The sequence below is a fragment of the Pseudomonas syringae genome (assembly GCF_000737245.1).
Taxonomy (GTDB): Bacteria; Pseudomonadota; Gammaproteobacteria; order Pseudomonadales; family Pseudomonadaceae; genus Aquipseudomonas; species Aquipseudomonas syringae_J.
The window spans coordinates 53,534-77,198 of sequence record NZ_JPQU01000021.1; the positions used below are offsets into that span (position 1 = coordinate 53,534).

The 23,665-nt window shown below is 56.9% G+C and carries 16 protein-coding genes; 8 read left to right on the plus strand and 8 right to left on the minus strand.

Going from position 1 to position 23,665, the window contains the following annotated elements; all coding sequences use genetic code 11:
- Window positions 1–104: 104 nt before the first annotated feature.
- Both IV01_RS19300 and IV01_RS0124660 read left to right on the plus strand, forming a co-directional pair.
- On the plus strand, window positions 105–1,061 hold the full coding sequence (locus IV01_RS19300; protein WP_032626807.1) for a GDP-mannose 4,6-dehydratase: 957 nt from the start codon (window positions 105–107) through the stop codon (window positions 1,059–1,061).
- A gap of 128 nt (window positions 1,062–1,189) precedes the next feature.
- Entirely contained in the window at window positions 1,190–2,326 is a 1,137-nt protein-coding gene (locus tag IV01_RS0124660; RefSeq protein WP_050507309.1) for an acyltransferase family protein, read from the plus strand.
- A gap of 11 nt (window positions 2,327–2,337) precedes the next feature.
- Here the strand turns inward: IV01_RS0124660 and IV01_RS19295 are convergent, their stop codons facing one another.
- Window positions 2,338–3,267: an NAD-dependent epimerase/dehydratase family protein gene (locus IV01_RS19295; protein WP_032626873.1), complete on the minus strand. Its 930-nt coding sequence runs from the start codon at window positions 3,265–3,267 to the stop codon at window positions 2,338–2,340.
- 189 nt (window positions 3,268–3,456) lie between these two features.
- Here IV01_RS19295 and IV01_RS19290 point away from each other — a divergent pair, with 189 nt between their 5' ends.
- Both IV01_RS19290 and IV01_RS0124665 read left to right on the plus strand, forming a co-directional pair.
- A complete protein-coding gene (locus IV01_RS19290; RefSeq protein WP_032626809.1) occupies window positions 3,457–5,928 on the plus strand; it encodes a DUF4214 domain-containing protein in 2,472 nt (823 codons plus the stop codon).
- Between the two features lie 2 nt (window positions 5,929–5,930).
- The gene (locus tag IV01_RS0124665; protein ID WP_050507310.1) at window positions 5,931–6,845 is read left to right on the plus strand and encodes a hypothetical protein; all 915 of its coding nucleotides are present in this window, start codon (window positions 5,931–5,933) and stop codon (window positions 6,843–6,845) included.
- 225 nt (window positions 6,846–7,070) lie between these two features.
- Here the strand turns inward: IV01_RS0124665 and IV01_RS0124670 are convergent, their stop codons facing one another.
- Both IV01_RS0124670 and IV01_RS19285 read right to left on the minus strand, forming a co-directional pair.
- Window positions 7,071–7,331, minus strand: a complete 261-nt coding sequence (locus IV01_RS0124670; protein ID WP_050507311.1) for a DUF6447 family protein — start codon at window positions 7,329–7,331, stop codon at window positions 7,071–7,073.
- Between the two features lie 103 nt (window positions 7,332–7,434).
- The gene (locus IV01_RS19285) at window positions 7,435–8,634 is read right to left on the minus strand and encodes a trypsin-like serine protease (RefSeq protein WP_229636096.1); all 1,200 of its coding nucleotides are present in this window, start codon (window positions 8,632–8,634) and stop codon (window positions 7,435–7,437) included.
- Between the two features lie 268 nt (window positions 8,635–8,902).
- Here IV01_RS19285 and IV01_RS19280 point away from each other — a divergent pair, with 268 nt between their 5' ends.
- Together IV01_RS19280 and IV01_RS25855 are read left to right on the plus strand one after the other, a co-directional pair.
- The gene (locus IV01_RS19280) at window positions 8,903–10,444 is read left to right on the plus strand and encodes a class I SAM-dependent methyltransferase (RefSeq protein WP_032626812.1); all 1,542 of its coding nucleotides are present in this window, start codon (window positions 8,903–8,905) and stop codon (window positions 10,442–10,444) included.
- A 350-nt stretch (window positions 10,445–10,794) separates the two neighbouring features.
- Window positions 10,795–12,555: a SwmB domain-containing protein gene (locus tag IV01_RS25855; protein WP_050507312.1), complete on the plus strand. Its 1,761-nt coding sequence runs from the start codon at window positions 10,795–10,797 to the stop codon at window positions 12,553–12,555.
- A 144-nt stretch (window positions 12,556–12,699) separates the two neighbouring features.
- Here the strand turns inward: IV01_RS25855 and IV01_RS19275 are convergent, their stop codons facing one another.
- Window positions 12,700–13,569, minus strand: a complete 870-nt coding sequence (locus IV01_RS19275) for a DUF4214 domain-containing protein (protein WP_032626814.1) — start codon at window positions 13,567–13,569, stop codon at window positions 12,700–12,702.
- A 130-nt stretch (window positions 13,570–13,699) separates the two neighbouring features.
- Window positions 13,700–14,020, minus strand: coding sequence for a YceK/YidQ family lipoprotein (locus IV01_RS19270; RefSeq protein ID WP_032626816.1), 321 nt, complete (start codon window positions 14,018–14,020; stop codon window positions 13,700–13,702).
- A 204-nt stretch (window positions 14,021–14,224) separates the two neighbouring features.
- Between IV01_RS19270 and IV01_RS19265 the strand changes: the two genes are divergently transcribed.
- Window positions 14,225–16,750 (plus strand): DUF4214 domain-containing protein, encoded by a 2,526-nt coding sequence (locus IV01_RS19265; protein WP_032626818.1) that lies wholly within the window; start codon window positions 14,225–14,227, stop codon window positions 16,748–16,750.
- A 148-nt stretch (window positions 16,751–16,898) separates the two neighbouring features.
- On the opposite strand, the gene IV01_RS19260 is transcribed toward IV01_RS19265, so the two are convergent.
- Together IV01_RS19260 and IV01_RS19255 are read right to left on the minus strand one after the other, a co-directional pair.
- A complete protein-coding gene (locus IV01_RS19260) occupies window positions 16,899–19,070 on the minus strand; it encodes a DUF4214 domain-containing protein (RefSeq protein ID WP_032626820.1) in 2,172 nt (723 codons plus the stop codon).
- A gap of 627 nt (window positions 19,071–19,697) precedes the next feature.
- Window positions 19,698–20,249, minus strand: coding sequence for a hypothetical protein (locus IV01_RS19255; RefSeq protein ID WP_032626822.1), 552 nt, complete (start codon window positions 20,247–20,249; stop codon window positions 19,698–19,700).
- Window positions 20,250–20,522: 273 nt separating this feature from the next.
- On the opposite strand from IV01_RS19255, the gene IV01_RS0124680 reads away from it, so the two are divergent.
- On the plus strand, window positions 20,523–21,254 hold the full coding sequence (locus IV01_RS0124680) for a SapC family protein (RefSeq protein WP_050507313.1): 732 nt from the start codon (window positions 20,523–20,525) through the stop codon (window positions 21,252–21,254).
- 121 nt (window positions 21,255–21,375) lie between these two features.
- On the opposite strand, the gene IV01_RS19250 is transcribed toward IV01_RS0124680, so the two are convergent.
- Window positions 21,376–23,604, minus strand: coding sequence for a DUF4214 domain-containing protein (locus tag IV01_RS19250; protein WP_032626824.1), 2,229 nt, complete (start codon window positions 23,602–23,604; stop codon window positions 21,376–21,378).
- Window positions 23,605–23,665 lie beyond the last annotated feature (61 nt).

A 23,665-nucleotide genomic window follows, 5' to 3' on the forward strand; every position in this document is an offset into this window, starting at 1 on the left:
GCTAAACGTGACAGCGAGGGGCACCAATGCCGACAAAGACTGTCTCATCCGCGGGCCTGTTAAACTCGCTCGCTTGCGCCACGGCCATCAAGGAAATACCGACCATGCAACGCATCCTTATTACGGGCGCCAACGGTTTCGTTGGGCAGATCCTCTGCAAGATCCTGCAGCAGGCCGGGCAACACGTCATTGCCTTGACCAGCTCGACGTCACCGGCCCAGCAACACGCCGACCAGACCTTGCAATGTGACATTCGCGACGCCGATGCCCTGGAGCAAGCGATCACCGACGCTGCACCGACGCACGTCATCCACCTTGCCGCCATCACCAGCGTTCCCATGAGTTTCAAGGAGCCTGTGCTGACCTGGCAAACAAACGTGATTGGCAGCGTCAACTTGCTGCAAGCGCTGCGTAACCTCGCTCCGAATGCCTTCGTATTGTTTGTAAGCTCGTCGGAAGTCTACGGCGCCAGCTTCAAGAAAGGCGTGGCGCTGCGTGAAGACACCCTGTGCCAACCGCTCAACCCCTATGCCGCCAGCAAACTGGCTGCCGAAGCCGCGTTCAACGAATACTTCCGCCAAGGCCAGCCGGGTGTGATTGTGCGACCGTTCAACCACATCGGCGCGCAGCAATCGCCTGACTTTGTCACCGCCTCATTTGCACGCCAGATCGCGCTGATCGAAGCTGGAAAACAGGAGCCAACCCTGAAAGTCGGCAACCTGGAAGCCAGCCGCGACTTCCTTGATGTCGCTGATGTCTGCGACGCTTATGTAAAGCTGTTGCAGCTGTCGGAGCTCGACACGCAATACCCGCGCTGCTTCAACATCTGTTCTGGAGAGCCGCGCCAAATACGCGGCATTCTCGATGAGATGCTGGCAATGACCGACGCCAACATCAGCGTTACTCAAGATCCCGAACGCATGCGCCCTTCAGACATCGCCACGGCAACTGGCGATACCTCAGCGATGCGCAATACCACGGGCTGGAAACCGTCGATCAAGCTGCGCTCGACGCTGGAACAACTGCTCGCCTACTGGCGGGTTCAGGTTGCCACCGAGTAACTCGGCATCCACCCCATTAAACACCCTGCGGGGTGTTTTTTTTGCCTGAAAACACTTGTTAATAAACTGGTACAGAGCAGATACAATCCCGGCACAAATAAAGTTCGGTGAGCAAGGATTGCCATCAAATGAATGTACCGGGTACCCGTTTCGCGCACATTGACTGTCTACGGGCGATTGCAGCTCTGCTGGTTGTATGGATGCACACCAGCGAACACTTCGTCCTGATCGCCGCACCCTCCGTCCAGGATCGTCTGCACGACATCGCCTGGTTTGCCGACTTCGGCCGGATCGGCGTGGTGATATTCTTTGCCATTAGCGGCTTCGTGATCCCATCGAGCCTACGGGCCGACCGCGCCGGATCTTGCCGTGAATTCCTTATCAAACGCCTGTTTCGGCTGTATCCCATTTATTGGTTTTCCATCCCTTTTGGCCTGGTCACGTTCTGGTACCTGTGGGGCAAGGAAATTTCCGTGACCGCGATACTCCTGAACCTGACCATGGTCCAGGAAGCCTTGGGCATGCCCTCGGTGCAAGGCCAGTATTGGACGCTACAAACTGAGCTGGCGTTCTATGCGCTGTGCGTCTTGCTGTTTTTCGGCGGGGTGCTGCGTTCGGCGGCGGTGCTCAGTACTTTGGTACTGCTGTTCAGCGCGCTGTGCCTGTTACCAATTGTCCTGTCATTTATCGGCAGGCCCCTTCCCGTTTCGCTAACACCAGCGCTGGCAATGCTTGCGCTGCATCTGGGGGTCATGTTTTGGGGGGCGTTGTTCCGCATTTGGTATGACAAGACACCCATGCACTGGTTTGCCCGGCTTTCGGTTTTCGGCTACATCGCCGTGTGGTGGCTGATGGCGACCGTCGCGGTCGGCCATTACCTGCTGATCACCCCGGAAATAAAAGTGCTGCACTTCTTCGTGCCCTATGCACTGGGGGTCGCGACCTTCGCAGGTCTGGCCATCTACGGAAAAGTGCGGCCAGCGTGGCTGGTATGGCTTGGGACAATCAGTTATTCGCTGTACCTGTTCCACCCGGTGGTGTTCTACACGCTGTCGTGGCTGGTGCAAGTCAGCAATGTCAGCTGGCTGCAGCAATGGCCGACTGGCGCCTACATGCTGGCCTCACTGGCCGGGACGATTTTCGTCTCAGCGCTGACCTACCGCTACATAGAACAACCCGCGATGCGCCTGGGCAATTACCTGGCGCAACGCAGCTCGGCAACGCGAGCGACAGTCGTGGGCAACCCCGTTAACGAGGCCATCTGACTCAGCCTTGCTCAGCGCCCCAGCAACCTGCCCAGCCCGATGCCAAGCGGCGTTGGCTCAGCCAGCATGAAACGCTCGAGCAAACGCTGGTTGTTAGCGCGCGAATGCTTGATGTCTCCCGAGCGAGCAGATTGGTAGGACACTTCAGGCAAGCCACCGACCACCTGCTCAAGCGCGGACAATAGCTGATTGAGCGAGGTGGTTTGATTCAAGCCAACGTTGATCGCGCCCTCCTCGACCTTCGCCAGTTCCACCGCCTGGGTCAGCAGCTTGACCAGATCTCCTACATAGAAAAAGTCACGGGTCTGCTCGCCGTCGCCAAACACCGAAATCGGCAAGCCTTTCTCGGCACGCTCAGCAAAAATGCTGATCACCCCGGAGTAAGGCGACGAGGGGTCCTGGCGCGGGCCGAAAATATTGAAGAAGCGGAACACCACCGGTTCCAGCCCGTGCTGGCGGCGGTAGAAGTCCAGATAATGCTCGCTGGAAAGCTTGTCCGAGGCATACGGGGTCAACGGCGCCTTGGGCGTGTCTTCGCTGATGGCCTGACCTTCGCCATTATTACCGTAGACCGCCGCGCTGGACGCGAACACTACACGCTTGATACCCGCCAGACGCATCGCTTCGCAGATATTCAGCGTGCCGATGAAGTTGCTCTGGTGAGTCTTTACCGGATCGTCCACCGATGCCTGAACCGAAGCTACTGCAGCCAGATGCACCACCGCCTGACAACCCTCAGCCGCACGCAACACCAGCGCAGCATCGGCAACATCACCTTCGATCAATTCGACACGTGGGTTATCCTGCGGCAGGTTACTGCGCTTGCCCGTTGAAAGGTCATCGAGGATGCGCACCATATAGCCCTTGGCGAGCAGCGCGTCAGTGAGGTGCGAGCCAATGAAACCAGCACCGCCAGTGATCAGAACGGGAGCATCAGACATATCGGTAATAGCAATCCGGTAGGTGAAGTGAAAAGCGGCTGCAAACATAACATGCTGCCGTAAGGGCCAGAAGGCCATGCCACGGCTACAACATTTATTCTCTTCGTAAGAAGGTAGTGCTAAATTGCCAGCTCATTGGTTTTTTGCCTCCCTCGCTGTGTCCATTACCGGCGGATTCAGGAAAAAGAAATGGCTGCTTCGACTTATTTTGATCAGGTACAGCAACTCTATATCGCCTACTTCGGGCGCCCTGCTGATCCGGTCGGGCTGGTATTCTGGGCGACCCAGATAGATACGGCCAATGGCAGCCCGGGAGCAATGATTGCCGGATTTGCGAGCTCCTCGGAATCCAATGCGTTGTACGCCGGTGTGTCCACGCAGCAAAAGATCACCGCGATTTATGTGAACCTGTTCAACCGTCAACCAGAGCCTGCAGGCCTCGCATTCTGGGTCGCGCAGATTGAAAGCGGAGCACTCACGCAAGCTCAAGCCGCGTATCAGATGCAGTCATCAGCCGGCCCTGGCGATGCCTTGGCAGTGGTCAACAAGCTGGCCATTGCCAAGTCGTTCACGGCGCAACTTGATACGCCTTCAGAAATCAGCGGCTACAGCGGTGCCACTGCCGCCGCTTCCGGCCGCGCGTTTCTGGCTTCAGTGGACGCGACTCCGACCTCATTGAGCAATGCCACGGCCAGCCTGAGCGCCTCGGTTGCCACGGCCACCGGCACCACAATCGTTACCCCGGTAACGCCCACACCGGTTGATACCGCGTACACCCTTAATAAAAGCGCTGAAACGCTGACTGGCGGCGCCGGCAACGACACCTTTATTGGTACCCTGGATGCGAGCATCCCCGCATCAGAAACGTTCAACAAGGGCGACTCCCTGGATGGCGGCTTGGGTACCGACACCTTGTCGCTTACGGTGACCGGAGCGACGGCAAGCTCATGGCCTGCGGCGACCTTGACTAACATTGAGCAGTTGCAGATACGCGATCAACACACCGGCGGCAGCGTGTCGACCTTTGACCTTGCCGGGGTCAGTGGGTTGAAAGGCGTGGCGAGTAATGTGTCAACGGCTGCCGTCGCCTTCAACAACGTGCAAGCCGGCACCATGGTGGCGATGCTGGGCGATAAAACCAGCACACTTGGCGCCTTGAATTTCACTATGTCTAAAACCACTGACGCCATCAGCCTGCTGTTTGATGGCGGAGTAAAAACGACTTCGGTTAATAGCGGCTCTGCACAGGCCACCACGGTTACCATCAGCTCTACAGGCGCAGCCAACCAAGTTGGACTTATCGACCTGGGAAAAACCAGCTCTGTTACCAAGCTTGTTGTCAACGCTTCCACCGACCTGACCACCGTATTGAGCGCTAACGATTACGCATCGACTGCAACCCTCACGCTGACCGGGCAAGGTAAGGTTGACCTGGGCACAACGCTTGGCTTCAACGGCTCGAGCGTCGATGCGTCGGTCAACAGCGGCGGCCTCACCATCGCCTTGAGCAATAACATCAAGAGTTATATCGGCAGCTCGGGCGCGGACCGGTTGCTGGGAACGGCCACAATAGCCAACACCAGCAGCATCGACGGCGGCGCAGGCATCGATACGGTGTTAGCGACCTTGATCAATTCAGGCAATGCAGCCGCGTTCAAGAGCTTTGAACTGCTCGATCTGGCCGGTACGGCCAACAGCGGCTCGCTGGATGTTTCCCAGCTGGTTAACTCGAAGATCGCAGGGGTGTTGATTTCCGCCCCGAGCAACGGCACCTATACGCTCGATAACCTGAAGGAGTCTGCCTCGGGCTTCGACATCAACGTGACGGGCTCGACGCCGGGCTCTTTCCTGACCCTGGGGTTCGATACCGCCAGTGTGGCGGGCAGCAGTGACGTACTCAATTACACCTTCAACAACCAGGCGGGAAAAGCCACCGACGCCGGTTCGATCACATCTCAGGGCATTGAAGCAATTACTATCAATTCCGGCGGGGTGACCTCCGGCAACGTGTTACGGATCGTCGACAACAGCGCGCAGTCCATCGTGATTACTGGCGACCAGGCATTAAATTTGACCGTAGCCTCACAAACGGGCGGCGGGGCATCGAATCTGAACAAAATCGATGGGTCCGCCGCTACCGGGGCCTTGACCATCACCACGGCGGCTACCAATGCTGCCGGTGGGCAGGCAGCATTGGTTGTCAAAACGGGTTCGGGTAATGACTCCATCACGGCGACGACGACAGTGACCACTGGATCGGTCGGCAGCACGATTACTTCCGGCACTGGCAGTGACACCATTCTGGTATCCGGCGCGAGAGCCCAAGACACCACCGCGGTGCAGTTCACCACCATCACGGATTTTAGTGCAGGGGACCAGCTGTTCTTTGGCAACATATTAAACGCCGCGGGTCTGACATTCACCGCCGCAAAGTTCTCCCCGGCAGCCCCGGCCAACCTGAGTGATGCTTTGACGCAGGCTTTGTCGGGGGTCTCCACCAACATTGCGGTCTGGTTCAACTACGAAACAGACACCTACATTGTCCACAACGCCGATGCCACAGCAGGCTTCAGCGCTGCGGATGTGGTAATCAAATTGACTGGCACCACCGTGGACCTGTCAAATGCCACGACTTCGGGCATGAACCTGGTATTCGGATAGTCATGTCCGATTGCCCGCGCAGCGGCCCGTTATTGCCCAACGAGCCGCGCATTCTAGATTGGGCCCATGAGCAAATGCTGACCGAGCACCATCTGTTGCCACACCTCGCGGCTCTGGAGCTGTTATTCCAGAGCCTGCGGGCTGGGCTCGACGGGCGTTTGAGCCAGGCGCAACCGGTCAAATTGGGTAAGCCGTATCCATTGGGTCAGTGCCTGGAAATTTCCCGGGCCACTGAGCACTGCCTAACACAACTCAATAATCTGACGATGCACGGCGCCGCTGCCCAAGGGCAGGCGGCCTTACTGGCGTTCCTGCTCGCGGGTGGGTCGGCACGCCAGGTGTGGGGCGATTTGCGCGGCGAGTATTTCCAGAATGCTTTCGTGATCGGCACGCTTTACGTGGATGTGTCCAACGATACGGTGTTCAGCCACAAGCCCAAGGTCGAGATCCTCCCGTTCAACGAGGCGAGGCTTGTGCCTGTGGGAGACTTTCAGCACTTCATCAAAGTGGTACGCAGTTACTGGAAAGCCGAGGTATTCCCCAACCATATCCTGCCGTCGCTGGCACCTTATTTTCCGCTGATTGTGGCGATTCCCGGGGGCAGCGTGCGGCTGGAAGGCGCCTCCAACTATATGTTCGCCCTTACCCAGACCAACGGCCTGCGCCCGAGCGAAGCGGTGTTAGACAGCCCATCCATGAGTGATGATATGTTCCGCCTGCTCAGCCAACGCTTGATCGGTTGCGAGCTTGACCTTGCCGCCGACCAGGTCCAAGGCAAAGCCCGCGCATTGCAAAAGTGTCGCGAGTTCCGCAACGACCGCGCCACCCTGAGCGCCGAACAATGCACACAGATCATCGCCGAGCTGCGTCTGGCCAATCATCGGCTGTCTTCTCTGATGGTAGGCTTCACGCCGTAAGACCGGTTCGTAGGACCGCCTCAGCCGCGAAAGCCATTAACCCTGTCAAAGCAGATGCTGCGGATGCACCGACGTCTTCCCGACTAAAGTCGATCCTACGGGAACGGTCAAAGCATAAAAAACCCCGCCGGCCTTCAAAGCCGCGGGGTTTGTTTTTATCGAGTCCATCTTGCACTGCCGGTCACTTCACCTGGCCCAGCACCTGACGCCCGCAACTGCCAATGATCAACCCTTGCTGACTTTGGCCTTGCTGTTGGTTTTCTTGGCTGCGGCTTTCGGTGCCGTCTTGGGTGCAGCTTCAACTTCTGCCACCAGCGCTGACATGTAGGCATTGCGCGCGGTCTGGGCAATTGCAACCTGCTGCTGCAGACGGGTCAATTCTGCATCCACGATCTGAATGTTCGCTACCTGCAAACGAGCGGCTTCGGAAAGATCGCTGATTGCGTGATCTGTGCCATTCAGGGTGAGGGTCGGGACTTGGGTCATGGAGACTGCCTTCTTTTGAAGTGTATTTAAATTCAAAACGCCGCTGCACTTTCGGACAACGGGGTGCTTTAGTGCCTTATTTTCAACGGCAGTTCAAGGGTGGCTACACAAAAACATCGTCATTGACGATGGTTCGCATGCCTGTCAACACCAGCACATTGCCGAAGCTGCCGCCCACGGGGTTGCTGACGTCGAGGAAGAAGGTTTCGTCCGCTTCGGGGATGCGATCACCCAGGATCTCCACCGGGATAACGGCCTGATTTTCATTGGGGTACAGCACCAGCGTGCCCTTGACCGCAATGTAGTCCTCCCCCGCTTTGGCCGTACCGTCGCGAGTGGTGTAATCAACGCTCAACAGCTGGGTGGGGTTACTGCGCACGCCGGTGAATTCGAGCAAAAAGTAGGCATCGACGATGCCGCTGTTGCCTTCGGTGACAGCCAGCTTCACTTCGGAGGCCTTGGTGGGGGCGCTCACGTAATTGGCGCGCAAGGTCTGGTCGATGGCTTGCTGATAGGCGCTGACCCGTTGCCAGGCAGCGATTTCACCGTAAGAGGCATTGACGCTGTTGTCGATATCCGGGTGGACGCTACCCTGACTCAGGCTGGTGATATAGCTGGCGATCCCCGCGACCTTGCCATTGATGAATGCCGGGCCGCCGCTGTCGCCCTCGCTGATAGAGCCTTCGGCCGAACCCAGCCCGGTGCTGCCGGCATTGATCAGACGACCCAGGGCATTTTGCGCCGTGGTGCCGTTGTCGAAGTCGGCGATCAATTGCGTCCCGGCCAAGGGTGTCCAGTTCATAGTGGGCCCCAGGGTCGCTTTGAGCGTTGAGGCATCAGCATCAAATTGATTGCTGGCTTTCTGGCGAATCGGCGTGCCCGAATAGGCCAGCGACTCGCCGCTGCTACCGGTCCCCGGCTGCCCGTAGCCGACGAGGGCGAATGTCTTGCCGATCTCGTCGCTGCTGCGATAAAGCTCATAGCGATTGGCGGTAAGCGGTGCGTGGCCGTTGAGCCAGACAATTGCAAGATCATTATTAGTGTTGGCAGCGTCATAGCTGCTCATGACCATGACCTTGCTGGAGGTCAGCGTCTGGGCCCCAGCGGAGGTTTCGAACTTCACGGTTGCAGAGGTGCTGCCATTGGAGAACAGATGTGCAGCGGTGAGAATCGCCTGGCCGTTGTACAGCAACACGCCAGTACCGTAATAACCGGCAACTGAAACCATGACCACACCATCGTAGCCCTCGTTTGCCAGGGCACGGTTGCGTGTATCGGTGTAGGGGGTGACTGTCGAAACCATGATTATTAGTCCGGAGCGAACTGCATTAGCGCATGTCAACTGTGTCGGCAGTGAAATTCATGGGTTGAGCGAAACCACGAAATACACGTAGGACCGGCTTCAGCCGGGAAAGCGGTAGTCCTGACAAACCAGATGTGGCGGATGTACCGACGTTATCCCGGCAAAGTCGGTCCTACGGAAATTACGCAAATGGGAATTTTTTCCTTGTAGGCAACAGCCCTCACATTTATAAGAAAGTAACTTTCCGACATATCGAATGGACCTGCATATGAGTGATACCTGGAACGAAGGATATTTCACGGACGTGGGCTACACCTACGGCTATTACCGGGAAATTAATCCGGTGTTTCAGCGTTATTGCCTGCTGCTGCGCGGCCTGGCCAGTGCCGAAAGCGCCAATGCATCCCACTGCGAATTGGGTTTTGGCCAAGGCGTTTCAATCAACATTCACGCCGCCGCTAACGCCAGCCATTATGTGGGCACTGACTTCAACCCGGCCCATGCCGCTCACGCCAACAGCCTAGCCGCTAGCTACAGCGGCGACAATCGACTCTATGACGACAGCTTCGAACAATTACTGGCCCGCGAAGATCTGCCGCAGTTCGACAGCATTAGCCTGCACGGCATTTGGACATGGATCAGCCGCGACAACCATAAACTGATCGCTGAGTTCGCCCGTCGCCAACTCAAGCCCGGCGGCGTTCTGTATATCAGCTACAACTGCTTTCCCGGCTGGTCACCCTCCGCGCCGCTACGCCAGCTGTTCACCTTGCATGACCGCTTCGCGTCGGCGGCCAAGACCGGGACGGCCCGGGTGGATGCTGCGCTGCAGTTCTCTGAAGCGCTGTTGACGGCCAATCCTCTGTACACCCAGGCCGTGCCAAATCTGGATGCCAAGCTCAAGACGATTCAGGGCCAGAACCGCCAATATGTTGCTCACGAGTACTTCAACCGCGACTGGAACTGCATGTACTTCACCGATGTGGTGGATGCACTGGCACCGGGCAAACTCGAATTCGCCACCACCGCAACGCCTTTCGACACCGTGGACGCGATCAACCTGGGTGCCGAAGCGCAAACCTTTCTGCTAGGCATCGACCACCCAATCATGCGCGAGCAGGCACGGGATTACTTTGTTAACCAGCAATTTCGCAAGGATCTGTACGTAAGGGGCGCAACCCGGCTGTCGGCGGCCGAACAACGTGACCGGATGCTCAATACCCGTGTTGTGCTGCTGCAAATGTCGGACAGCGTAGCGTCCAAAGTTACCGGAGCCTTGGGCGAAGCCACACTGCAACAGGAAATCTACGCCCCGCTGCTCGAAGCTCTGTCCGCCAAGGCCAACGCTCCCAAAACATTGCGTCAGCTCGCAACCGCAGCGCCAGGCATGAACTACGCCGTCTTGAGCCAGGCAATCGCCATTCTGATCGGCATGGGCGCCGTCGCACCTTGCCAGTCCGAAGCGGCGGAAAAGCAGGTGCAAAATCGCTGCAACGCGCTCAACCAACATCTGTGCCTGCAAGCCCAATTCGAAAAACGAGTGGAATTCCTCGCCAGTCCGGTCACCGGAGGGGGGGTGATGGTCAGTCGTTTCGAGCAGCTGTTTTTGTTGTCCATTAAACAAGGCAAGAAACAACCCGCAGAATGGGCGCAACAGGTTTGGCAACTGCTCGCAGGCCAGGGTGAACGCTTGGTAACTGAAGGCAAGATTCTGGAAACCCCAGAAGAAAACCTGGCGGAGTTGACTCGACAGGCCGAGGCATTTGCTGAGAAATCTTTGGTGGTGCTGAAGGCTTTGCGTATTGCGTGATAGTCCTACCGTGTAGGGGTGAGGCTCGCCCTTGGGACATCGCTTCATCGTGCATCGCGAGCAAGCTCGGCTCCTAAAGATGATCGCCAAACCTGTTGGAGCGAGGCTTGCCCACGATGCGGTGTGTCAGCGAAAACTGTGTTGCCTGACCTGACGCCATCGTCCGCACGACAGGGGCGCAATACCCTGCGCTGAGGACAATACCGTTCCATCAGGTCCCAAAAAACACCCTCACTTTAACGCCAAAACCCATTTCACTCATGCAATACTGGCCATATAACATGTCACCTCTTTCAGCCTTATTGATGGCATCGGGTGGCCGATAAGTCATTTCTACGAAAGGTGTTTCCATGGTCATTGCAGTTGGGCCAAGCGTCACTTCCATCACCCGGGTAAACGCCGCAACCACTAACGCCAGCGCGCTGCAATACACGGTGACGTTCAGCGCCTCGGTAACCGGCGTGGGCACGAGCGACTTCTCGCTGACTCCCACGGGCACAGCCACAGGCACCGTTTCATATATATCTGGCGGCGGAACTACTTACACCGTCGGGGTCAGCGGTGTTATAGGCGATGGCACGCTGCGGCTGGACTTGAAAAGCTCAGCCACGGGGATACAAGACAGCTCCAACAATGCGATAACCGATGGTTACACAGCGGGCTCTGCTTACACACTCGACCATACCGGCCCCGCGGTGGGCAGCGTCTCAGTCCCTGCCAATGCCACCTATGCAGCGGGCGATAATCTCGACTTCACCGTAAATTTCAACGAAGCCACGACCGTCGATACCGGCGGTGGCACGCCTCGTCTTGCCGTTACGCTGGATACCGGCGGCACGGTGTATGCCAACTATGTGAGTGGCTCGGGCACCAATGCTTTGACCTTCCGCTACACCGTCGCGACAGGCAACGCCGATGCCAACGGCGTCAGCATAGGTGGCAGCCTGAACCTCAATGGTGGCACCCTCAAAGACAGCGTAGGCAACAATGCGACGCTGACGCTCAATTCAGTGGCCGCCCTCACCGGTGTTCTGGTGTCAGCGCCTGCACCTGCGCCGGTAGCGCCGGTGTTCGGTTCCGCAGCCGTCACGGGCAATAGCCTGGTGATTAGCTACATAGAAGCCACCACCCTGGACGCCGTCAATAAGCCTGCCAACGGTACCTTCGAGGTCAAAGTGGGCGGCGTTGTCGATACAGTTACGGCCGTCACCATTAATGCCGTGACCAAGACCGCCACACTGACCCTGGCCACCGCCGTTACCGCAGGCCAAACAGTGACGGTCGCCTACACCGACCCAACCGTGGGCAACGACCTCAATGCCCTGCAAAACGCGGCGGGCACCGATGCCGCCAGCTTCACCGCCGCAGCCGTGACCAATAACACCGTTGCGCCGCCCGTTGTCGTGCCGGTTGCGCCGTCGACACCCAGCGTCGGCGTGACCCTGACCGCGCCTGCAAACGGCGGCACATTGCAAGGCTCTTCTCTGGCCGATACGTTGGTGGGCTCTGGCTCCAAAGACATCTTTATCCCCGCAGGCGGCGCAGACAGCGTGGACGGCGGCAGCGGCATCGACACCGTAGTGCTGAGCGGAACGCGCGCCCAGTACGGCATCACCCATCAGGCCGATGGCACTTTCACCGTGCGTTCGCTGACCGATGCAAACAACGTCGTGACGATGAAGAACGTCGAGCGCCTGACATTCGACAACCAGACTTTCGTCCTGGACAGCACCACCGCCAGCGGCCGTGTGGCCGAGTTCTATAAGCTGGCTCTGGGCCGCAACCCTGAAGAAAACGGCCTGACGCTGTATGTCGACGCAAGCAGCCAAGGCTTGAGCACCACGCAACTGGCGCTGAACTTCGTCAACAGCCTTGAGTTCGCCAAAACTACTGGCGCCCTCGATAACACGGCGTTTGTTACCCAGCTGTACCAGAACGCCTTCAACCGCGCACCGGATGCGACAGGCCTTGCCTTCATGATGTCCCAGCTGACAGCTAATCCCGGCACTATCGGAAAGGCCTCTGTGGTTGCCAACTTTATCGACTCGTCGGAGATGGCGATCAAACTGGCGGGCATGGTGGATCAGGGTGTTGCGTTGTTTGCCGGTTGATTACGACGCAGTTCTCGTAGGAGCGGCTTCAGCCGCGAAGACGCCGGGATATCTGCAACATCTGCAATAACGCTTCGCGGCTCAAACCGCTCCTACTGGCACGCGTGCAATCGGGTATCCCGTAGGACGGGTCAAGCGGGGTTGTTACCCCAACCAGATCCCATCCTTGGTCGCCGCTGCAGTATTGCCCAGGTTTTCGTTGCTTTCGGCAAACGCCACGAGGATTTCGTGGGCGGGCAGGCCACCGGCAGCCTGGCTGCTCCAATACGCCATGCCCGTGGCATCAGGCGCGCGGTGCAGGACGTTCTGGTAATAACTCTTGAGCAGGGACGGCGTATCGCCAGCAGGGTTCAGTTGACGGAACTCGTTGCTCTGCACAAAACCCAGGGCGATGGCCGAAACGCTGGTGCCTTGATCCACCTGATCGACCCAATACTTGAGCCCGGCGGTGTCCGGCTTGCGATCCAGGGCCGCCTGATAAAGGCGATAAACCGAACCTGTGGCCTCGCCCGCCTTCACGTCCAGGGCCAGGGTGCCATCGGTGAATGCCAGACGCTCGACGCTGTTCATCGCGTCAGTCTTGCCAGCAACCTTGGCGAGATAACCCGTACCGCTGGCAACAACGGTGACATTGCCTTTGGTCACGCCGTAATCGATCGTGTCCCGCCCAGCGCCGCCGTTGTAGTCATCGTTGCCCAGCGACGCGTAAAAAGTGTCGTTGCCCAAGGAGCCGCTAATCCGGTCGTCGCCCCGGAACAGGTTGTTGACCGCGTAGGTATTAGTCGCGCTGATATTGAACCCGGAGAACGTCACATACGGCGTACCAGCGTAGGAGTACGTGATGCTATTGGCGATGCCAGAGCCCGTGGGGCTGAAAATTCCGCTGATCGCCGCGCTATACGGGCCATCGGCCGTAACAATAAGCGTGTTGCTGGCGCTAACCAGCGTAGGAGTACCGCTGAAACCCTGAAAAAAAGCGGAGTCGGCGGGTTGGTGATAGGTGATATTGGCCACTGATAAGTCCTGCTTCCGAGCATGATGAGAAGTGCGCACAAGCCGGCGCGGACACATTGTAACGATCCGCTTACAGGTTTGTTGCGTACTAGTACATTTACTCAGCAAGAGCCGATGAGCGGCGCAGGATCTAATATTGCTTGCGCCGGACTTTGATATCACCGTGCTGGTACTGCAAGTAACCGGTGTAAGGCAGCATCACCGTGTCTGCGACTCCCGACAGCGCAAGGTCAAGCGCAATCGTCCCCGCACTCCAATGCGAACCGGAGCGCGCGGGGGCGTTCAAGTTACAGAACTGATAAGACGCGCCACTGTAAGCCCGGGGGATCGAATGACAATTGGATTGCCAGCGAGCCAGATCATCCGCCGCACCCTTCTCGTCATTCAAAGTCTTGACCGTACCGCAGCCCGAAAGCACCGCTGCGACACATATCGCTATCCCTAGTTTCATTCGAATGCACTCCTGTTATTAGCGGCTCGGCAATAGCTCCAATGCGGAGCGCCCAAGTTAGTTAGAACGGCTCGCCGACGTATTAGAGAAAATTCACTGACTTGGCAGTTGCCTGTCTAAGCACTAATCCGACACTTGCCAACCAATTGTCACTACTGATAGCGTTTTGCCCAAAAATTATCACTCAAGCTAGGAGCGCCCTGGATGGCAACCTCAGACTACCTGAATCAGGTACAAAAGCTTTACATCGCCTACTTCGGCCGCCCGGCCGACCCGACAGGCTTGAACTACTGGGCCAACCAGGTCAATGCAGCCGGCGGTAACATAGCCGTTGCGATTGCCGGTTTCGCTGCATCGACCGAATCCTCCAACCTGTTCGGTAGTTTCCCCAGCGCGCAGAAAATCAGTGCCATTTATCTGAATCTGTTCAACCGCCTGCCGGAAAGCGCAGGCCTGAGCTACTGGATGAATCAGCTCGATAGCGGTGCCATCACCCAGGCGCAGGCGGCGTGGGAGATCATGAATCAGGCGGGTGCCGGTGATGCAACTTCGGTCGCCAACAAGCTGACCATGGCCAATGTCTTTACCGCACAAGTCGATACAACAGCAGAAATCGCCGGTTACAGCGGTGCCCAACCTGCCGCCTATGGCCGTGCGTATCTGGCGGGTGTGGATGCGACTCCGGGATCAGTCAGCGTAGCCACGACCGCGTTGAATAACTCAGTGGCCGATGCGACGGGTGTGCGTCCGACAGCTCCCACTGCGCCCTCGACCCCGTCGATACCAACGGGCGATACCGTCTTTACCTTCACGACGGCAACCGACAATTTTACCGGTGGTGCGGGCAACGACACCTTCGTTGGCTTAATCAATACCACGACCCCGGCCAACAGTACGCTCGTCGCAACCGACAGGATCGACGGCGGTGCGGGCACCGATACGCTGTCGATTACCGTCACGGGAACAGGCAACACTGCGCTGCCCGGTCTAACCATCGGCAATGTCGAAAAACTGTCGATACGCGACCAGAGCAGCAGCGGCAAGCTGTCCACCTATGACGTTTCTGGCACAGGCATGACCGATGTCACCAGTAGCGTATCCACGGCCAGCGGTGGTCTGCAATTCGTCAATCTGACGACCGGCGCAACAGTCAGTTTGCTCGGTGACAAATCGACACAAGTGGCCAACGTGCAATTCGTCATGGCCAACTCCACTGACACCGTCAACCTTGTATTGGATGGAGGCCTTCAGGACACTGTCGCCGTCACCGGGCAGACCACCGTCACCAACTTCGGCGGCGCAGCTTCTACTGCCACAATCACCTCTTCGGGTGCAGCCAACACCCTCGGTGCGATCCGGCTCGCCGGTTCTGGTACCGACAGCATTACCACGGCCGCCATCAAAGCCAACGTCAATCTGGCAGCGAGCCTGGTCAATACTGACTATGCCGCCAACGCAACGCTGACCGTGACCGGTGCAGGCAAGGTTGACCTGGGCCGGACCGTGGGCTTTGACGGCAGGACCGTTGATGCTTCGGCCAACAGCGGCGGGCTGAGCATCGCCGTGGACGGGAATACTCAGACGTTCACGGGCGGTAAGGGCAATGACACGGTCATAGGCACTGCGCCGGTTGCAGATACAGCCGTGATTGATGGTGGCGCAGGCACCGACACCTTCTCTGCCACATTGCTAAGCGGCACCAACGGCGCAGCATTCAAGAGCTTCGAGGTCTTGGACCTGAGCGGCGCAGGCGCCGTCAATGGCGGTGTCGTGGACGCTTTGACGCTGACCAGATCCACCCTCACGGGTGTTGTGTTGAACGGCACCACATCGGGAACGCTTACAGTCAACCACTTGACCAACACGCCTGACGGTTTCAACGTCACGTTGAAGTCGGGCTCTTCCGGTGCCAACACGGTATTGCAATTCGACAACGTAAGCGGCACCAGTGATGCGCTCAACCTGACCCACGACAGCACCAACACAGCAGCAGCGTTGGGTCGCTTGAACATTGAGGGTATTGAAACAATCAAGATCGCCTCGGGCGGGAGCCTGGTGGGCACCGTTAACTCCGTCAATATCATCGATAACGCTGCACAGCTCATCGAAATTACCGGCAACCGTGAATATTCCCTCAACGTCACCGCTCAAAGCGGCACCGTCGCCTCGCAGCTCACCAAGGTCGATGGTTCACAGGCCACAGGCCCCTTGTCGATCAAAGTAGAAGCAGCCACCACAACGGGTGGTCAATCGAAACTGGACCTGCTCGGCGGTTCAGGCGCGGACACTTTTATCGTCGAGACCTCGTCAGTTGCCAACTCCACCGGCGTCACTGTCACCACCAATGCTGGCAATGACACGGTGAACGTTTCCAACGCGAGCCTTCGAGATGTTTCGGCCCTGGCGAAGCTGCAGTTCACCACCATCACCGACTTCCAGGCGGGTGACTCCGTGCAGCTCCCGACCAGCGTCAACTTCCAGTCGGCCGCCGTCGACGTGTCAGGTGCTGGCGGGGACCTGCTGGCTGCACTGCAATTGGCCGCAGCAGGCAGTGTCAATAATCGTGCGACCTGGTTCCAGTTTGATAATGGCACCGGCATCGACAGCTATCTGGTCGTCAATAGAGTCGCAAACTCTAACCTGACCGCCGACGATGTGGTGATCAAACTGGCAGGCGTCACCGATTTGTCGGGGCTGCAGGGTAGCGGTGGCAGTACGCTGATGCTGTAACCAATTCCAGGGGGAACGGTCTCTGGAGAAAGTCGCGACCCATTAATGCAAAAAACCCACGGCCCTTTCGGAGCGTGGGTTTTTTGTTCAACTGTACTTTTTAGTCAATGACTACCGCTTTTACACAGGAGCTATTACACAGGCGCCATCAAACAACAAAGTCAGCGGCTGCCAGTATGGAGCTGGATGAGCCGGTCAACTGGATTACCAGCTCATTGGCGCCGACAACACCGTCACCATCCGTATCCTGGAAAATATAGTTGGCCGCGCCGGTGCCTGTGATCGTGACCCGGTAGGCATCGTTGGCAGCAGCTGTATGACTTGCAGCTGTATTGCCAGCCGTGACAGCCGCCGTAATGTTTGTTGCCACAGTGCCGCCGTTGCCCACTGCCGTGTAAGTGCCGTCCTGGTTCAGGCTTGTCACACCAGCGCCTGTCTTGATGGAATCAGTCCCTGAAGCGAAGTCAGTGATATTGCTGAAGACAGTCGCAGTGGAAGAGCCGGAGGTAATAAAGGTGAACGTATCAGTACCTAAACCACCGGTTAGAAGGTTAGCGCCACCGGCGCCAGTCAACACATCCGCTCTTACCGAGCCGGTAATGATGTCGTTACCTGTGCCGCCTACGATGTTGAAACCGTTAGCGCCTGTGGCCAGTGCCATATCAATCGTAGAGCCCGCAGCTGAAGCGTTCAGCGTGGCGGTACCAGCATTACTGGTGGATGCCGTCGCTACGAAAGCAGATACGTTATTGGCGGTAGTGATGCCGCTGGCGACGACATTTAAAACGTCGCCCGTCGTCAGATCGGTAATGGTGTCGGTACCCGCGGAGCTGAACGTATCATTGCCCAAGCCACCCGTGAGCGTATTAACGCCCAAGCCACCACTGATGATGTCTGCCTTGGCAGAACCGATAACAGTGTCGTTACCAATGCTGCCGTACAACGTAAAGCCATTAGTACCTGTTGCCAACGACAGGTCGATCAGCCCACCACCAATTGCGGCATTGATCACCGCCGACCCGGCGTTAGCGGTAAGTGCTGTCGCTACAAACGCACTCACATCACCGATGTTAAGAACGCCCGTATTCAAGATATTTAGCACATCGCCAGTGTTGAGATCGCTGACAGTATCATTACCAGCGATATTAAAAGTGTCATTGCCATTACCGCCAGTGAGCGTGTTGCTACCCGTTCCTGCTGAAATGACATCAGTGCCGGTGCCGCCAACAACTGTATCGTCACCGGTGCTGCCATTGAATGTTTGGCCACCCGAACCCAAGGTCACGCGAGCGGCGGCGGAGGTGTCGACTACCGTACCCGCGCCGTTAGCGACGGTGACTACTGCGGTACTACCTGCCAAATGAATGGCCTCGAAACCTGTAAGGTTCGCAAGCGAGGTAGCCGTCGCTGCCGAGGTAGACACCGTCAGCACATCCGTCGAGGTGTTTGCAGCAAAGGCTTTGGCCGACAACGCCACAGCGGTGTCCGTCAACTTGACGCCACCAGTGCCGCTGACTGTCAAACCAACGAGCGTGGCGACTGAGCCAGTCAAGACCTCCGGCGAAGCCAGCGATACCGACGTTGCACCTAAATTGCTGAACGTGACCGGCGTCGACACATTACCGCCGCGGGTAAATGTGGCGTCCGATGCATTGACGGCACCCGCCCAGGCTACAGAGATATCTCCCGTAGCAGTGCCGGCGAATGTCGTCACGTGGTTGGTAACCGTCGCAGTAAAAGCAGCGGGGATGACGGGGGTCGTCGGCGGCGTAACCACCACAGTTCCCGTAGCAGTCCCCACCGCAGCAACCGAATCGACCGCCACGTTGGCAATCGACGCATAGGTAGCATCGGCTTTGCTCAGGTAAGCGCGCGCCAGGGCAGCGGCGGCGGCGCCGTTGTAGCCTGTGATTTCGGCGTTGGTGTCGATCTGCGCGGTAAAAGCTTTGGCGGCAATCAGTTTGTTATTCACGGCACTGGCATCGCCAGGCCCGGCTGCTTGCTGGATGGTCCACGAAGCCTGGGCTTGGGAAACTTTGCCGGAATCCAGTTGAGCTACCCAGAACGCCAGGCCTGCTGCTTCAGGCGCACGGCCGAAAGCATTCTGATAAATGGCAGTAACTTTCTGCGCAGAAGTTGCGCTACCGAACAAGGCAACGGATTCGGCAGAGGCTGAGAAGCCCGCGATAACAGACGCGATGCTGCCATTGGCGGCATCGATCTGAGTCGCCCAAAAGGCCTGACCTACGGTGTCAGCAGGGCGACCGAAATAAGCGATGTACAGTTGTTGGACCTGATCAAAATACGTCGAGGCAGCCATTAGTTGTTTTCCATAATCCATTATTGAGAACTGGCCGACCTTGACGCGAACGTCCAGATCAACGTCATTCGGGGAGCCTGACCGTAGCACACATCCCGAATGCAAATGATGGCAAATCGATACCCACGATCAGATAGATACGTGGGAGCGGCTTTAGCCGCAAAGACCGTGGGCCGGGCAATATAAGTTGTGGTGGATGCCCGATAGCTTCGCGGCTGAATCCGCTCCGACGCGGTGGGGGATTTCGGCTCGACCGCACCATTGCGGTGCGGGGTTTCCTGCAGTCTTTCAACGCTCGGATGACGTCGGCGTCTAAACCGATTGTGCATCCGCCACGATCAGAAAACGCCCTGCCCCCTTCTAAACCGGCCTTCTACCGAGGGTTTACAAACCCCGGAAAGCAAAAAACCCCATCTTCCTGGAAAGACGGGGTTTAATTTTTGGCATTTGCTTCACAACCTACGCACGCAGATTAAACGATGAAGATGCCTAAAGCGAGCGTCTTGACGCGTTCGGCGTGAACTAAATCACTTTTTTAAGAATTAAGTGGGTTCGCGCAAGGATTGATCACTTTTTGTACACATAGGCGTGAAAAACACTACACATTCATATTCGTCAAAATTCAACTCAGTGCATCGTCGCGTTGAGCTTTGGGCCACCAGTCGGAATGCTATCCAAAATCCATTCAGGCCAGATTTCCAGCGCCCATTCGCCTTTGACGCATTGGTCGTGCAGGATCGCCAACCACTGGCGCAAGGGCTGCGGCGCCATCAGCAACGTTGCCTGCTGCTCCCCGCTTTTGAAGGTCAGGGCAATAATTTCCTCAGTGCGCGTCACATCGATCGTCTCGATCAGCCAGGCGCTGTGCTGTGGCGTCGCTTGCACCGCTGACTGTTCGGGCAACTGAGCCAGCGCGGCCTGCTGCGCGAAGCTTTGCACCGCCGCCGTGTGGTAATCCGCCACCACTGCCGATTTACCGGTCGGGGCCGCCGGTTGCAGCCAAGTTAACAGATGCGGCACCAAGCGCTTGACCAGACGCTGTGTCATCCACAGCACAACCGGCTCGCCAGAGGTCAGTTCGCCTGTGAGCTGCATGCGGTCTTCGAGATCGTGCATTTCGGTGGTGATGCGTTTGAGTTCCAGCGGTGGGGACACAGCGGTCGGGACGTCCGTGGTCATGGCGATACTCCAGGTCAAATTCGCGTGTTCCATAGATGGCCCTTGCGGCCTGCTTTATCAACCCTCTGCGGACAAGTATTGCGCCGGGTATCGGCTTTTCCCTGGCTCAATTTGGTTTAGTCGGAATCGACTGAAAACCGCCTCGACCTATTCCCTTCATTTCGTCAGACTGAAGCACTTAATGGTGTAGGAAATGGCACCACCAATCTCGACCGCTAGAGTCGAGTCCGTTTTTGCTAGTCGCACAAGCGACGCTCTTAAAGGAGTATTTAGATGGCTTATGTTCCCCTCAGCAAGGAACTACATGGTGATAAATGCTGGACTCGTCATTCGTCCATGCTATTCGCCAAGACCGATACCGTATCTCCGCTGTTAGTCAGTGACCTAGGAGCTGCGGTGCAAGCGTTACCAATTGCCTTCGTTAAGCATGGGGGTCAATTCGTATTGGTGACTGTGATGGGCCTTCGTCCGGAAGAAAATCTGCTGGTATCCCCGCAGGGTGAATGGCTGTCGGAATACATGCCCGCCCTCTATCGCAGCAGCCCTTTTGAACTTGTACCCGCTGGCGAGCGCTATGCTCTGGCAATTGATGATGCATGCCTTAGTGATGACGGTGCAGCTTTATTCACCGAGGACGGTGAAATCACTGAGGACGTCAGAGATCTCTTTGAGCGTGTGCAGCGGATTAACGAAACCAAGGCACTGACGCAGCATGCATGCTCCGTGCTCGCCGAACACAACTTAATAAAACCTTGGCCTATAACTTTCACTGATGGTCCAGATAAACAAGAAATCGCCGGCCTATATTGCGTTGATGAAGAAGCTTTCAATGCCTTGGATGATGTTACTTTCCTTTTGGTTCGCCAAGCCCAAGCGCTGCCAGTGGTTTACGCCCAATTTTACTCTATGCGAAACCTAAGCATCTTGGGACGATTTGCGGAACATCGGCCATCTATAACGAATGATGCGACAGCAAATGACACTTTCAGCTTTGCTGGACTGTAATCGCCTATACCGCTCCATCGCTTAGACTGATACCCATAAAAAAACCCGGCGCCTTATGGCACCGGGTTTTTTTCGTTTGCTAATACCCCTATCTCACGAAAGGGGCATATCTCAGAAGAGATTAAGCAGCAACGAAGTCTGCAGCAGCAACAGCAGTCAAGCTAACGCCGGACAGTTTAACTACCTGAGCAGTGGTGTTATCAGCAGCAGCTGCGTAGAACGCGTAGCTGTCGCTACCAACTTGTTGCACAGCGTAGGCAGTAGTGGCGTCAGCAGCAAAGATCGCGTCAGCAGCAGCTTTAGCCAAGTCAAAAGTAGCAACAGCAGCAGTTGCGATTTTAACAGTGGTTGCCGAACCAGCAGCAACAGAACCGCTAAACGCGATGGTGTCGACTTTAGTTACGAAGTCAGTAATGGTGTCAGCAGAAGCAGCTGTGATACCAGAAACGATAACGAACTTGTCTTTACCTGCGCCACCGGTCAAGGTATCGCCAACAGCGCCAGCACCACCGGAGATGGTGTCGTCACCCGAACCACCGATGATGATGTCTGCAACGCCCGAACCAGTAACGTTCAGTTTGCCAGTGAAGGCAGAAGCGTCAACTTTAGAACCGGTAGTAGTACCAGCCAAAGCAGTAATCGTCAGGTCAGTAGCGCCTTTCACAGTGATAGTGGAGTTATCGCTGTTAGTCAGGCCGATCGAGTTTGCCGAAGTGCCGTTCGAAGTCAGACCCAGAGTAGTCAGGCCAGTTACAGAGACGCCAGTGGCAGTTACGCCAGCTGCGCCAGCAGTACCCAGAACGACTTCAGTAGCGGTGTTACCCAGAGCTGCACCCAGAGTCAGGCCAGCAACACCAGCAGTGATGTTAACCGAAGTACCTGCACCCAGATTGCTGATGGTGTCACCAGCTGTAGCTACAGAGAAAGTCTTGAATGAAGTCAGCTGAGAGGCGTCAACGGTAGAAGCGGCAGCGCCCAGACCCAGAACTTCAAAGCCGGTAACGGCGTTCAGTTTGGTGTATTCAGCAGTAGTCAGAGCAGTATTCTTGATGACCAGAGTGTCAGTACCAGCGCCACCGTTCAGCTGGGTACCAGCGGTAAGGGTGGCCAGATTGCCGTCAGCCAGAGTCAGAGTGTCGTTACCAGCGCCGCCGGTGAAAGCGAAAGCTGCAACGTTAGTAGCGGTAGATACGTCAACCGATACCGCGCCAGTAGCAGCAGAAGCGTTAACCGCGTTCAGCGCAACAGCGGTAGCAACAGTCAGGTTTTTGTCGCCTGTCAGGTTCAGGGTTTTCAGAGCGGTGGTGCCGTTCAGAGTGATGCTGCTGTTCGCGCCAGTAGTGGTCAGGTTAGCAGTAGCAACTGCTGCACCAGTCAGTGCCACAGTACCAACAGTCCAGCCGCTCAGAGTCACGTTTGCTGCTGTGTCAGCAGTAGAAGTGATAGTGGTGGTGCCGTTGATGGTGTTGCCTTTCAGTGTTACAGCTTGACCAGCAACAGTGTAGGTTGCGCCCAGTGCAACTGGTGCTTCGATGGTCAGACCAGTGGTGCCAGCTGCTGCTGTGTAAGCAGTAACGATGCCGCCGTTGATGGTCACGTTCTCAACGCTGTTCAGAGTTGGGTTGGTGAAAGAGGCATCGCCTGCTGCCAAAAACACTTTCAGAGTGTCAACACCCGAACCGCCGTTGATGGTATCAGCAGCGCTGATAACCTTGTTGGTGCCGGTGTTGTCAGCGGTGAAGGTGTCGTTGCTGCTAGTGCCGGTCAGGTTGTCAACGCCAGTAGTCAGGACGAAAGTCGAACCGGTACCGCCAACAGCTACAGCGTTGGCCAGAGCCGAACCGGCGTTAGCTACAGCAGCAGTGGTCTGAGCAGTGGTGTTAACGCCAGCCAGGAAAGCGCGAGCTACGTCAGCAGCTGCAGCACCTTGGTAGCCAGTGATTTCAGCAGTGGTGTCGATCTGAGCGGTGAAAGCCTGAGCAGCAGTCAGTTTGTTCTGAACTACAGCAGCGTCACCAGCACCAGCGGATTGCTGGATGGTCCACGAAGCTTGAGCTTGAGTAACTTTACCGGAATCCAGTTGAGCAACCCAGAAAGCCAGGCCAGCAGGCTCTGGCGAACGGCCGAAAGCGTTCTGGTAGATAGCGGTTACTTTGTCGATGGTCGACTTGTTACCGAACAGAGCTTGGGATTCAGCGGAAGCCGAGAAGCCAGCTTGAACTGCAGCGATGCTGCCGTTGGCTGCGTCGATCTGGGCAGCCCAGTAGGCCTGGCCGATGGTGTCAGCTGGGCGGCCGAAGTAAGCGATGTACAGTTGTTGAACTTGTGCAAAGTAGGTTGAAGCAGCCATTTGTAAACTCCAGGTTTCATTATGTATAGAAGCTGAAACACGGGCGGACATCTTTGTCTCA